Source organism: Faecalibacterium sp. Marseille-Q0746 (assembly GCF_017377595.1).
GTDB classification, from domain to species: Bacteria; Bacillota; Clostridia; order Oscillospirales; family Ruminococcaceae; genus Faecalibacterium; species Faecalibacterium duncaniae.
In genome coordinates this window covers 83,598-97,496 of the sequence record NZ_JAFREI010000003.1, presented here as the reverse complement: position 1 = coordinate 97,496, position 13,899 = coordinate 83,598, and the positions used below count along the sequence as shown (strand labels likewise).

Annotated in this window: 9 protein-coding genes; 5 read left to right on the top strand and 4 right to left on the bottom strand. The window is 52.6% G+C overall.

Going from position 1 to position 13,899, the window contains the following annotated elements; genetic code table 11:
• Window position 1: 1 nt before the first annotated feature.
• From J3351_RS03005 to J3351_RS02990, 4 genes are all read left to right on the top strand, one after another.
• The gene (locus J3351_RS03005) at window positions 2-580 is read left to right on the top strand and encodes a lipid carrier--UDP-N-acetylgalactosaminyltransferase (RefSeq protein WP_097770051.1); all 579 of its coding nucleotides are present in this window, start codon (window positions 2-4) and stop codon (window positions 578-580) included.
• Window positions 577-1,773: an NAD-dependent epimerase/dehydratase family protein gene (locus J3351_RS03000; protein WP_097770050.1), complete on the top strand. Its 1,197-nt coding sequence runs from the start codon at window positions 577-579 to the stop codon at window positions 1,771-1,773. The genes J3351_RS03005 and J3351_RS03000 overlap by 4 nt, the downstream gene beginning before the upstream one ends.
• Before the next feature lie 13 nt (window positions 1,774-1,786).
• Window positions 1,787-2,962 carry a non-hydrolyzing UDP-N-acetylglucosamine 2-epimerase gene (wecB, locus tag J3351_RS02995; protein ID WP_097770049.1) on the top strand — a complete coding sequence of 392 codons (1,176 nt, stop codon included), beginning with the start codon at window positions 1,787-1,789 and terminating at the stop codon, window positions 2,960-2,962.
• Between the two features lie 812 nt (window positions 2,963-3,774).
• On the top strand, window positions 3,775-5,883 hold the full coding sequence (locus J3351_RS02990; RefSeq protein ID WP_207697102.1) for an AraC family transcriptional regulator: 2,109 nt from the start codon (window positions 3,775-3,777) through the stop codon (window positions 5,881-5,883).
• Window positions 5,884-5,955: 72 nt separating this feature from the next.
• On the opposite strand, the gene J3351_RS02985 is transcribed toward J3351_RS02990, so the two are convergent.
• From J3351_RS02985 to J3351_RS02970, 4 genes are all read right to left on the bottom strand, one after another.
• Window positions 5,956-8,661 carry a hypothetical protein gene (locus J3351_RS02985; RefSeq protein ID WP_207697101.1) on the bottom strand — a complete coding sequence of 902 codons (2,706 nt, stop codon included), beginning with the start codon at window positions 8,659-8,661 and terminating at the stop codon, window positions 5,956-5,958.
• A gap of 17 nt (window positions 8,662-8,678) precedes the next feature.
• A complete protein-coding gene (locus tag J3351_RS02980; protein WP_238078237.1) occupies window positions 8,679-9,587 on the bottom strand; it encodes a carbohydrate ABC transporter permease in 909 nt (302 codons plus the stop codon).
• Window positions 9,587-10,543 carry a sugar ABC transporter permease gene (locus J3351_RS02975; protein ID WP_117476376.1) on the bottom strand — a complete coding sequence of 319 codons (957 nt, stop codon included), beginning with the start codon at window positions 10,541-10,543 and terminating at the stop codon, window positions 9,587-9,589. Before J3351_RS02975 ends, J3351_RS02980 begins: the two co-directional genes overlap by 1 nt.
• Window positions 10,544-10,658: 115 nt before the next feature.
• Complete coding sequence (locus J3351_RS02970) at window positions 10,659-12,245, bottom strand: extracellular solute-binding protein (RefSeq protein WP_207697100.1); 1,587 nt, start codon at window positions 12,243-12,245, stop codon at window positions 10,659-10,661.
• A 345-nt stretch (window positions 12,246-12,590) separates the two neighbouring features.
• On the opposite strand from J3351_RS02970, the gene J3351_RS02965 reads away from it, so the two are divergent.
• Window positions 12,591-13,892: a Gfo/Idh/MocA family protein gene (locus J3351_RS02965; RefSeq protein WP_207697099.1), complete on the top strand. Its 1,302-nt coding sequence runs from the start codon at window positions 12,591-12,593 to the stop codon at window positions 13,890-13,892.
• Window positions 13,893-13,899: the final 7 nt, after the last annotated feature.

Here is a 13,899-nt window from a genome sequence, read left to right as displayed (position 1 = left end):
CATGAAAAAGAAACTGTTGATCGTCGGTGCTGGTGGTTTTGGACGCATGGTGGCCGAGCAGGCAATGCTCCAGTATGACTGCGCTTTTGTGGACGATGGACAACCTGTTGGGACTGGGGTTTGTGGTACTCCTGTTGTTGGTGAGATTGCGAATTTGCCTGAGTTGCGCAAGAGTTATGGTTTGCTCGTGGTTGGCATTGGTAATAACAACTTCCGGGTGCAGGTATATGAGAAAGCTGCGGCAATGGGCTATACTTTCCCGAATATCATTGCACCCAGTGCCTACGTTAGCCCCTACGCCAAACTTGGTAATGGGTGTGTCATTTTGCAGAATGCCTGTGTTCAGAATGGTGCAGTCGTGGGCAATGGCGTGTTGCTGAATGCGGGTACAGAAATCCATTGTGATGCAATCGTGGAAGATTATGCGCTCATTTATGCAAATAGCGTCGTTCGCACTGGTGCAAAAGTTGGCAAGTATGCTCGTATCGGTAGCAATGTGACGGTTTGCAATTCTGCAGTCGTGCCAGATGGAGCAGATGTTCCGGATTGCACAGCGGTACGCCCGGAGGTGAGAAAATGAACATTCTGGTGACAGGTGCCAAGGGCATGGTGGGAACCGCCCTTGTGAACAACCTGAAAAATATCCGAGACGGAAAAAACAAGACCCGCAAAGAACTGCATATTGATGAAATCTATGAATACGACCTGAATTCGACCCCGGCAGAACTGGACGAATACTGCCAGAAGGCAGACTTTGTGTTCAATCTGGCAGGGGTGAATCGCCCGGAAAACCCGGAAGATTTCATGAAGGGCAACTTTGGCTTTGCCTTTGACCTGTTGAACTGCCTGAAAAAGCACAACAATAAGGCCACCATCATGCTGTCTTCGTCCATTCAGGCAACTTTGGCCGGACGCTTTGGCAACAGCGAGTATGGCCGCAGCAAGAAGGCGGGTGAAGAGCTGTTCTTCGATTATGCCCAAGAAACTGGTGCAAAAGTGGCGGTCTATCGTTTTCCGAATCTAATGGGACACAGCCGCCCCAAGTACAACAGTGCCGTCAGTACCTTCTGCTGGGCGGTTGCCAATGACGAACCCTTCACTGTCAACGACCGTAGCACCGAGCTGGAGCTGCTGTACATCGATGACTTGGTAGAAGGGATGTTTGACCTGCTGGAAGGCAAGGAGCAGCACTGCGAATTTGATGGTGTGGAAACGGTTCTCAAAGCGGATGGCCGTTACTGCTGCGTCCCCGTGACACATAAGGTCACACTGGGCGAAATTGTGGATCTGCTACAGGAATTCAAGGCGCAGCCAACGACTCTGATGATGCCCAAGATGCCAGATGGCTCCTTTGCCAAGAAGCTGTACTCCCTGTATCTGACCTACCTGCCGACTGACAAGTTCAAGTATGCTTTGAAGATGAACGTGGACAGCCGTGGTTCCTTCACTGAACTGGTGCATACCGCCGACTGCGGACAGGTGAGCATCAACATCAGCCGCCCGGGCATTACCAAGGGGCAGCACTGGCATAACTCCAAGTGGGAGCTATTCATTGTGGTGGCTGGGCATGGTCTGATCCAGGAACGGAACATCAATACTGGCGAAACGGTGGAGTTTGAGGTTTCTGGGGACAAGATCGAGGCTGTCCACATGATTCCCGGCTGGACGCACAATATCATTAACCTGTCTGAGACGGAAAATCTGGTCACGGTCATGACCTGTAACGAGATCTTTGACCCGAAGCACCCGGACACCTTCTTTGAGCCGGTGTGAGAGGAGAAAAATAATGGCTGACTATAGCAATGTTTCTTTTAAGAATAATGGCAAGCTGAAACTGCTCATCATTGTTGGTACCCGCCCTGAAATCATCCGCCTGGCAGCGGTCATCAACAAGACTCGGAAATACTTTGATGTAATTCTGGCCCATACTGGTCAGAACTACGACTATAACCTGAACGGCGTGTTCTTCCACGATTTACAGCTGGCAGATCCGGAAGTATATATGAATGCCGTGGGTGCAGACCTGGGTGAGACGATGGGCAATATCATCTCCGAAAGCTATAAGCTGATGGTTGCTATCCAGCCAGACGCCGTACTGGTGCTGGGCGATACCAACAGCTGCCTGTCTGTCATCGGTGCAAAGCGGCTGCATATTCCCATCTTCCACATGGAAGCCGGTAACCGTTGTAAAGATGAGTGCCTGCCTGAAGAGACCAACCGCCGCATCGTCGATATCATTTCCGACGTGAACATGGCCTATTCTGAGCATGCCCGCCGCTATCTGGCTGATACTGGTTTGCCCAAAGAGCGTACCTATGTGACGGGTTCGCCCATGGCTGAAGTGCTGCATCAGAATCTGGCCAAGATCGAGGCATCCGATATCCACGCCCGTCTGGGACTGGAAAAGGGTAAATATATTCTGCTTTCTGCCCATCGTGAGGAGAATATTGACACCGAGAAAAACTTTAATTCGCTGTTCACTGCAATCAATAAAATGGCAGAAAAGTACGATATGCCGATTCTGTACTCCTGCCATCCCCGCAGCCGAAAGCGTCTGGAACAGAGTGGTTTCCAGCTGGACAAGCGTGTGATCCAGCATGAGCCTTTGGGCTTCCATGACTACAACTGCCTGCAGATGAATGCCTTCTGTGTGGTATCCGATAGTGGAACGTTGCCGGAGGAGAGTAGCTTCTTCACCAGCGTAGGGCACCCGTTCCCGGCGGTGTGTATTCGTACCAGTACTGAGCGCCCGGAAGCACTGGATAAGGGGGATTTCATCCTTGCCGGTATTGACGGTGACCATCTGCTGCAGGCTGTGGATGTGGCGGTCGAGATGAACCGGAATCGTGATTTGGGCATTCCTGTACCGGACTATGTGGATGAGAACGTGTCTGATAAAGTCGTGAAAATCATCCAGAGCTATACTGGCGTGGTCAATAAAATGGTGTGGAGAAAATATTAATAGAGGCTGATTTGATGTACGCAAGCCATGATCTAGGGTGAAGAAGTAAGAAAAGTTTTATATCAAGCAATAATCCCCACCCCTCCCCACACCTACCGCCAAACTCACTCCGGCGAAATTTTGATGTGCGCAGCACCCGGAAATAGGGTAGGGGAACCACCCGAGATTACTCTTCCTGTTGCAGAAAACCGTGCAGTTTCCATCTATCCGAAATTATGGATCCTGAACTCTCGTTTATCATGGCTAATGAAAAAAGTCCCGATTATAGTTCCGCAAAAAAGTGCGACAAAATGCGACAACTCGAAAATGCATGAGGGGCTGCTACAGGGCGGAGTAACGCAAAAAATGCCGTAAAATCGTGTGTTTCGCAACAGTTCGGAGCACAAAAGTCCATCAAAGTAAGCTTTTTAATCAGAGGGCCAGGGATTCGAGTTCCCTCAGACAATCAGGCCCCGGGTGGTGGCTTTGAACGACAACACGGTTTGCAGAGCAAAGTGATTGACCATCTGACAGAGATTTTCAAGCATTGAAAATCATGGTGATAAAGTGGATTTTTGTTACAAATCAATAAAAATGTTGAGGAAAAAATCCTTCTGTGGTAAAATAATTAGAAAGATGCTGCGAAATTGCGGAGGGAGGAGCTGTGCAACATGCACCAGCTCCATAAACGCCTTACAGGTGCAGCCAACAGTTCCATAGAAATCATCATTGCTTGGAGTGAGCTTTTGCAGATGCGTAAGAGACTGTTTGTTAGAAACTGGATCCGAAGGCTTTTAAGGTATCTTTGTATTCCGGTTGGGTTTTTCCTGGTCGTGGTTCCTCTGTATAGCCTGATGATCCGCCAGACGATCCAAGCGCAGTCCTCCAGCACGATGGAAATGCTGGCGATCGGCACCACCCAGTTGGAGCGATGCCTGAGCAACATCCGCAGTACAACGAACAAATTGTTCAGCGAAACGGAGTATACGCTGCTTGCCAGCAGTTATGATAACAGTATTCTGGGAGATTATCAGACACTGACGAGAGCCAGCAAATCGTTACAGGATAAGACCTACGATTCCTCTGTGATCACATACAGCTATATTACATTTGAGCGGAATGGCATCATATTGGATGACCGGAGCGCGTATGAAAGCCATAGCAATTTTTACCCGGGAGCACTTGAGTATGAGGATGTGTCTCAGGAGGAATGGGATGCACAGAATCAGATCGACGTAATGACGATAAAGCCCGCCCATGTTGTCAAACTGATGCATTCCAGCTATGGCAATTCGTATGTCACAGTATATCAGCCCTATCTGAACACGGCGGGCCGCCTTTGCGGCGCAATGACGGTGCTGATCAAGGAAAAAGATATCGTTTCGATGTTCCTTTCGCAGCAGCAATGGCGCGAGGAAGGCCTTTTTTGCCTGATTTCCGATGACGGAACGATCCTGGCGGGAAACAACTATGACGGAACGACACTTTCCCTGACAAGTGATGATACGGGTTGGGAGACCTATCAGGGAAAGCGCTATCTGATGGCAACGCGATATGTGGCATCTCTGAATGCAACGGCGGTCATTGGAATGCCGCCGTCGCTCTACGAAGCGGGTCTGTTGGCAGTACAGCGTGCAATTTGTCTGTATCTGATCGTGGGCGTTCTGGGCTGTGTATTGATCAGCGTCTGCATGACACTGGAGGATATGAACAGCCTGCGTCCGATGTTGGACACGCTGGACGAGTCGGATCTGGCATCACGGAAAGTGCTGAATGAGATCTTTCTCCGTAATGTAAACAGCCAGCATGAACTGGCGCGGGAACTGGAGCATTCACGCAGCGAGCTGGAACACGGCAAAATGGAAATTTTGCTGCGCACAGGGTCTGTGAGTCAGGAAACCCTTCAGCAGCTGACGGATGCGGTGCAGCTGAAAGCCTATAACTTCCTGCTGCTGATCCCATCTCTTCAGGAAAACGCCGAGTGCTCACTGAAAGAAGAACTGCGTACTGTGGTGGTGTCAGAGCAGATACGTCAAATTTACGGGCAGAGATTTTATGTACAGGCAACGGCAGATGACCTGATCCTGGTGATCCTGACGCAGGAAACGGATAAAGCAGAGGAACTGCGGGAAATGTGTTTCCGCACAGAGCAGCTGTATGATGCGCTGCATCTGACAACTCCCCTGATATTGAGCGATCCTTTTGAGAAAATGGAGCAGCTGTCAGATATTTACTGGAAGGCCCGCAATGTGGCGGCCTATGCGGATCCGACACAGAAGATCTGCTATTTGGGGAACAGCAGTGCGCAGCGCGGTACCACGGTCAATGCAACCAATGCAGCGCGGCTTCGGGAGTATCTGCTTTCCGGATGCACGGAAGAAGCGGTTTCGCTTCTGAGTGAGTTGTTCTCGGTGGATAATCTGGACCCGGAAAACTTCAAGCAGGATTTTTACACGGCAGGCGGCATTCTGCTGAACACGGCGGAAAGGGTATGCTGTCCGGATATCGCCTATCTGTGCAGTTATGACTCTAAACTGACTGCCCGCCAGATGCTGAGCCGGTTGCAGGACTGCTGTGTGGAGATCTGCAACCATGTGCAGTTCTTGAAGCATAGCCACAATGATGCGCTTCAAAAGAATATTCTGGACTGGCTGGCACAGAATTTCCAGAATCCGGAGATCAATGCGGCAATGACGGCGGAGCAGTTCAAGATCTCGAAAAAGTATCTTTCACAATTCCTGAAGGAGCAAACCGGAAAGAGCTATACAGAGTATGTGGAAGAATTGCGTCTGGATCATGCGATGCAGCTGCTGAGAACGACAGATCTGAATATTACGGATATTGCAGAACAGTGCGGCTTCTCCACAGCGAATACATTCTATAAGGCATTCCGGCGGAAGTATCAGCTCTCGCCTTCTGCAGTTCGCAAAGGAGACAACTGATTTCAGTGCAAAAAAAACGAACGATGTCATCCGATTCGGACAGACATCGTTCGTTTCTTTTTACAGGTGGATTCAGGGATGGATGCTTATGGTAACAGTGCAGGGAGCATCCAATGCAAAGGTCAGCTCAAGCAGCCCATCATGGCGTGTGGTCACGGTGCAGGGAACAGAGGCTGTAACAGCCTTGGAACCCGGCTGCAGAACAGCCAGAACAGTGCTGCGGCCCGCTGCGGTAAAATCCAGTGTGGCATTTAAGGCGCTGTTGTCCGGTGCCCAATCCGTATGCCGGACAAAGGCATCAAAACCGGTCGTGAGGGTGCCGGGGCGGTAGTAAGCGGAAAACCACTGTACAATGGGAGAAGAAAGCCCGCTGAACTGATGCCAGCCGGCACCACGGCGGCTTTCGATCATAAAGTGTTCAAAACAACAGTAGCTTTCGGCACACTCGTTCTGCCACAGGGTAAGAGCGGTGTCGGCAATGCGGTAAGCAAAATCGGCAAGGCCCGCATCCAGTGCAGATTTGAAGAACATCCACTGGTAAGGCATCCATACAGCGCCGTTCCAGTAGCCGTCACGCCGATAGTACGGCGCACTCTGATCCACGGTGGAAAGGCCGCAGGCACACCACAGGTGTTCCGGGCTCTGCAGCTTCTGCCACAGAAGTTTCTTCTGCGGTTCTGTACAGGCACCTGCAAACAGCGGCGAAGCGCCATCCATGCCCATATCGTAGTTCAGACCCTGCTCGGTGCGCAGAATATCTGCAGCATCACCAGAAGGATCGTGCAGGAGGTACCCGAAGTAACCGCTTTCCTCATCCCATGCAGTCTGCAGGGAACGCCCCAAGCGAAGCGCATCAGCATCAAAAGCATCTGCGTCGGCTGTCTCGCCCAGCAGGCGGGCGGTGTACGCCAGGATCTTGGCACAGCGTATCGCATGGGCAGTTGTGACCACGGGCGCGCAGCTGGCCTGCAAACGGCGGCGATGGACCTCCTGCTGTGGGGGATAATCGTCCCATCCACCGGAATTATAGAAATAATCCCAGGGACGCAGCAGGCCGCTGTGCAGGTTGGCGGTAGTGGAGCCGCCTTCCTGCCCGGTGAAGAAGCGGTAGTACAGCTTTAGGCGCGGATAGCAGTAGGCGGCAAGTTCTCTGCTGCTGGTGCGATTCAACAGCTCGGCATACAGATAAAACTGCGTTGGCACCATGGAGCCATGGTGCAAAAAAGCAGCATCCACAGAATCCGGGGGCATCAGGTAGGTGTTCAGGCAGTCAAAGGCATTGCGCAGGCTGGTCTGAGCCAGACCCATTCCAATGAACCCGGAATCCCATGTGTAGACACAGTCCCACCAGCGTCCGGGAGTGTAGTGGCGGATATACTGTCCCCGCGTGTACACCGGATACACAACGTTGGTGCAGAGAACAGCATTCATCAACTGTTGGCCCAAGGCAAGCGATTCGGCAGCCGGTAGAGCGGGCAGTGCTGCAAGGGATGCAGAAGCCTGCTGCCATACATGCTCCCAATCGCAGCGCCGCGTTAGCAGCTCATGGCAGCGCAGCGCGGCGGCAGAAGAATCCGGAGCAGCACAGACCGCTCCATAGATCACTTTTGTCTGTCCTGCCTCCAAGGGGATCGGCCCCATAAAGAGATTGACGTAATGCCCTTTTCCATTGCCGCGCAGCGTGGCATTTACATGGTCGTGTACGGTGTCACGCAGAAAGATATCCAGTTCGTCGTTTTCGATCGTGCGAATATGGGTGGTGATATCGTCCCACAGGATCCCGTAGCACTCCTGAATATGGGGATACTGCAGGGTCAGATAGTTCTCATCTGCGGCGGGCTCGGCCTGAGGCCGGGAGCCATCTCCACGCAGGGTGACGGTAAAGTTACCAGCGTCCGCTTGCTCGCACAGAGCGAGACAATCCAGCTTCGCCCCTCCAACACCGGCAGCAGTCAGGGTCAGAGTGAATTTCCCGGCGGGAATGGAAGCATTCAGCGGCAGGATGGCAATAGAAGGCTTCTGACAGGGCGGCAGCCGCAGCGTGTCCTGACCATTGACATCGTACTCGGAACTCTCATCTGCCGGATTCCAATACCGTACACAGAGACAGGGGGTATGCAGGGGCGCGGTAAGGGAAAGCGTAAAGGTAACGGTGTCCCCTTTTCCGTTGGGCACGACCTGTCCAAAAGGTCCTTTGCCTTCGGAACAGCCGAACCCCATGCCAATGCCGTATCCCTGACCAAAGCCGGGAACGGCTTCTTCGCCCCGGCGCAGACCATCCCAGGTCAGACATTCATTGGGACGATGGATGGAAAAATCCAGGGTGTCATAATCCTTTGCCCAGACAAAGGCCGCGTTTTCCGGCAGGGATACCTCACAGCCCGGCAGGGAGAAACCGCGGTAGGACGGAACGGGATCCCAGGCGGATGCCATATAATGAAGCACCAGATTCTGCGGAGCATCTGTATTGTTGTGGAGTTCAGCACGGATCAGCCGGGCATCCTCCCCCAAGGGAGCAAAAGAGATGTCTGCATACAGCTGATCCTTCCACAGGAGCTCGTGGCGGAACATGTAGCAGCTCAGATCCGGAGCCGCAGCCCAGGGGTGAAAGCCGCTTTCAAACCGTACATTGGGCACATCGACCCGGCGGCGATACATTCCCGGAAAAACGGACAGGTCAAATCGAACACCATCGTTGGCCGCAGGAACATGGGAAATGCCGCTGTATCGTTTGGTGTAGGGGCCCCACGCAGGCAAGGAAAGGTCATGTGATTGCATGGTGTGATATCCTCCCATCAGCCCTTGACCGCGCCAATGGTAACACCGGCAACAAAGTACTTCTGCAGGAACGGATACAGGCACATGATCGGCAGGGTGGAAACCACCATGGTGGCATATTTCAGACCATCGCCGATGACCTCGACATCACCGGTGGAACCGGCCATGTTGCCGATGTCGCTCTGGATCAGGACCTCACGCAGGATCATCTGCAAAGGGTACAGAGAACGATCCCGAATGTACAGCAATGCCGGGAACCAGCTGTTCCACTGCGCAACGCCGTAGAACAGCGCCATAACGGCGAACACTGCACCGGAGAGCGGAAGAACAATGCGGAAGAAGGTCGTGATATCGTTGCAGCCGTCCAGGGCTGCGGCCTCGATCAGCTCATTCGGGATGGTGTTTTCAAAGAAGGTGCGCATGATGATCATGTTATAGGTACTGATGGCGGAAGGCAGCACCAGCGCCCAGATCTTATTCAGCATACCCAGCTTCTGAATGATCAGATAAGTGGGGATCATGCCGCCGTTGAAAAACATGGTAAAGATGAAAAGGCTGATAAAGACATTGCGCCCGAACAGATCCTTGCGGGACAGGGGGTAGGCGGCGCAGGCGGTAAGGGTCACGCTGATCAGGGTGCCCAGCACGGTATACAGGATCGTGTTCAGATAACCCGTCCAGATGCTGGCATCCTTCAGAACCTTCTCATACATGGAGGTCGTAAAGCCTTTGGGCCAGAAGGAAACATTGCCTGTCAGCAGCTGCATGGGATCACTGAACGAGCCGCTGATGATGTGCAGAAGCGGCAGAATGATGGTTGCGCTGATCAGGATCAGCAGCAGATACACAACAATGGTATAGATCCGTTCCCCGATGCTTTCCTTCACTTTCGTGGGGTGATTCATCGCATCAATATTCTTTTTCATCACCACAGGCTCACCTCACTGATCTTTTTGCTGAACTTGTTGAACAGCACGATAATGGTAAAATTGATCACAGAATTGAACAGGCCCACAGCCGCAGAGAAGCTGTAATCGCCGCTTTCAAAGGCACGGCGGTAAACGTAAGTGGAGATCACATCGGCAGTCTCATAGGTTGCAGGGTTGTACATCAGCATGATCTTTTCATAGCCGACCGAGAAAATAGAGCCCATGCGGAGGATCAGCATGATGATGATCGTGGGCAGCAGGCCGGGCAGCGTGATATGGATCAGCTTGTCCCATTTGGAAGCACCGTCAACGGTGGCGGCCTCGTAGAGAGAGGGGTCAATGCCGGTCAGTGCCGCCATGTACACAATGGAACCGTAGCCGGCGCTTTGCCAGATGTCAGAAAGAACATAGATCGTCTTGAAGTACTTGGGTTCGGCCATAAAATGGATCGGCGTACCGCCAAAGGCGGTGATCAGCTGGTTGATCAGGCCGCTGGAAGGAGAAAGCAGGGCGCTCAGAATACTGACAACGACCACGGCGGAGATGAAATGGGGCAGGTACACTACGGTCTGTACGCTGCGTTTGAAGAATTTACCGCGGACTTCGTTGATGAGCAGAGCCAGAATGATGGGAATGGGAAAGCCCACAATAATGGAATACAGGCTGATGCCAAGCGTGTTTTTGATCAGACGGCCAAAATACTCGGATTTAAAGAACTGGATGAAATATTTGAAGCCGACCCACTTGCTGCCCGTGATGCCCAGTACGGGAGAAAAATCCCGGAAGGCGATCTGCGCGCCGTACATGGGCGCGTACATGAACACGATATACCAGATCAGGGCGGGCAGCAGCATCAAAAGCAGATAACGGCTGCGCCAGAACTTTTTGTAGGCATGATCAAGGCGGTTCGCTGTTGGCAGTGTGATCGGTTTTGCTGCGGTGGCTGTTTTCATGGTGGTATTCTCCTGTTTTCGTTCTGAAGAACCCAGGAAAAAATAGGCCGGGAACAGGGTGTTCCTGCCCCGGCCGTTATTTTACTGGATCAAAAAATAGGTACCTGCTGGGGCATCAGCCATTCAGCGTCTTCTGGTAGATATCGACGACTTCTGCAATGCCCATGCCATTGACCTTTTCAACGTAGGTGTCCCAGTTGGACAGCGGCTCACGGCCGGAAACAAACTTGATGATCATCTCGTCAACGTAAGTATCCACGTCTGCCATCACAGCACGGCGGACGGCATCGTCCTCAGAGGAGAAGGAGGTAGAGCCGGGAATGACGTACTTCTTGGATTCTTCCAGGAAGGGAATGATGCAGTCCTGCTTTGCGCGGTTGACAGACTCATCATCCAGCTGTGTGACCTCATCCTGGCTCAGAATGAACGGGCCGGAGCTCTGTGCAAAGGTGAAGGTGCCGATCGCGTTTTTGGGAGACAGGCCGTCAGGATTGTTCATAACATAATCGGTGAAGATCGGCTTGCCGTCCTGCATGGTGTAGTGAGTGCCCTCAATACCCATGTTGATCAGCCGGGTGCCCTCGTCGCTGTACATGTAATCCAGCAGAGCGACCACGCGGTCAACGTTCTTGCAGCTTGCGGTGATGGTAGCCGCTGCGACTGCACGGGGCTCCTGATCAATATAGGAGTGGATCTGTGCATCGCCCTTGGGGGGTACGGTGGCCTCAACATGGAAGCCGGGAAAGGAGGCAGGCATGGTGGCGTTCTGTGCAGCCAGCATACCGCCCAGCGGGCCGTAGAAGGAAGCCACCGCGTTCTGGGCCAGCTTCGGCACGAAGGAAGCGTAGTCCATGGTGATGATCTCAGGGTCGATATAGCCCTTCTCGTACATATCGTGCATCCAGGTCACGGCCTTTTTGTACTTGGGGTCGATGGGGCCGTAGTGGACCTTGCCGCCATCGTCCGGGTCGGTGTAGAAGTCATCCAGGCAGCCGAATGCGGTGCAGAAGTTCCGCAGGCCGGTCATATCGTAGGAGCTGAAGGGGATCTCATCGTTGGTGCCGTTGCCGTTCAGGTCGGTGGTCTTGACCAGATGCCAGTAGTTCTCCCAGTCCTCCAGGGTCACGGGGCTCTCAATGCCCAGCTTTTCCAGCCAGTCGGTGCGGACGATGTAGGGCATATTGCCGGAGACCTTCTCATCCAGCATGGGCATATAATAAATATTGCCGTCGCTGTAAGTCAGTGCTTTTTCGACACCGTCCCGCTTGTCGATCTCCTTCTTCAGGTTGGGCATGTCGTTCTCGATGTAATCGTTCAGGGACAGGATCACGCCGGACTCGCCGTACTTCAGAACTTCGGTGGTGGGCATATCCATAATGATGTCCGGCAGCTGAGCATCCATCATCACAAGATTCAGGCGCTCGTTGTAATTGTCCTGCGGGGGGTTATCAAATTCAAAATCCATATTGAATTTTTCGCCCAGGACCTTCCAGACATCCATCTGCTCGGCAGCAACCTCGTTTGCGGCCTTGGATTTCAGGATGCGCACGGTGATGCGCTCGTTGGAAGCAGCTGCTCCGGAACCGGCAGCAGAAGAAGCAGTCGTAGAGGAAGAGCTGCCACAGCCCTCCAGGACACCCAATGCCAGGGAAGCGACCATAGCGCTGCATACGGCGCGTCTGCTGATTTTTCTTTCTTTCATAAAATCTTTTCCTCCTTGATTTATGGAATGGGACGGGGAAGATCCCCGTGCTTCCATAACCTCCGTTCAGCTCGTACGCTGCCGACCAGTGGTTTTTCTTTACTCAGAAGCATATCATGTTCTTTTTGGAATTGCAACATTTTTTGATACAAAACGCACAAAAGATTTTCTCATTTTTGAGCATGATTGTTGCACAATATCCACAAAGATGCGATTATTCTTCCTTTCGTCATGGTGTAGGATGAAATATCATGCTCCTTCACCTTGACGATTTCGGCACAAAAAGATATGCTGGAAACAAAATTGGAATCGGAGACCCATTCAAAAGAAAGGAAGAGAGAAACTATGAGGAAACAAATCACAGCCATCATCGTGGGCGCTGGCCATCGGGCGATCCTGTACAGCCTGTATGCGCTGGAACACCCGGACGAGCTGAAGATCGTGGGCGTAGCAGATCCGGATCCGATCCGGCGGAAAAAGGTTGCGGAGATGCATGGCTTCGGGGAGGAGATGTGCTTCAGGAGTGCTGAGGAGCTGGCAGAAAGGCCCAAGCTGGCAGACGCGGTGATCAATGGAACCATGGACCGCCAGCATGTGCCCACTGCGGTTCCGCTCCTGCGTGCAGGATATGATATGCTGCTGGAAAAGCCCTTCGCGATCAGCGAGGAGGAAGTAAACTATTTATATAAGGTTGTAAAAGAGACCGGGCGGAAGGTGATGATCTGCCACGTTCTGCGGTATGCGCCCTTCTATGTCGCAATCAAGCAGAGACTGCTGAGCGGGGAGATCGGTGACATTATCAATATTCAGGCCACGGAGCATGTCAGCTACCATCACCTGGCTGTCTCCTTTGTGCGCGGCAAATGGGGCAACGAGGAAAAATGCGGGGCTCCGATGCTGCTGGCAAAGTGCTGCCATGACATGGATCTCATCATGTGGCTGAAGAGCGGCGTTTCGCCCAAACAGATCGCAAGCTTTGGAAGTGACTTCCAGTTTGATCCTGCCAAAAAGCCCGCAGGGGCAGGCAAGCGCTGCCTGGTGGATTGTCAGTGCGAGGAGACTTGTCTGTACTCCGCCAAAAAGCATTATCTGGATCACCCGGATCGGTGGGCGTTTTATGTATGGGACTGCCTGGAGAATATTGAGAATCCGACGCTGGAGGACAAGCGTAAGTCGCTGATGACAGACAATATCCATGGACGCTGTGTGTGGGATTGTGAACATACGGTGGTGGATCATCAATCGGTGCTGATGAATTTTACGGATGGTGCAACTGCGACCCTGAACATGATCGGCGGCGCAGCGAAGCCGGAGCGCAATATCCACATCATTGGTACAAAGGGTGAGATCAAGGGTGTGTTTGACGATTCGGTTTTCACTGTGCGCACCATAGATACCGCCAGCGAGAAGGGCTGGAACGAGGAAGTGGTAGACCTGAAGATTGGTGGAGATAAGAGCGGCATGACAGGCTCTCATGGCGGCGGCGACCTGCGGCTGGTGGAGGACTTTGTTCATGTGCTTCAGGGTGAGGAACCTTCCATCTCCTGCACGACGCTCAAAGATTCGATCAATGGGCATCTGGGCGTTTTCTGCGCAGAGCGTGCTCGCAAGGAGAGCGCCGTCATAACGATGCCGGACATCAGATAATGCAGTG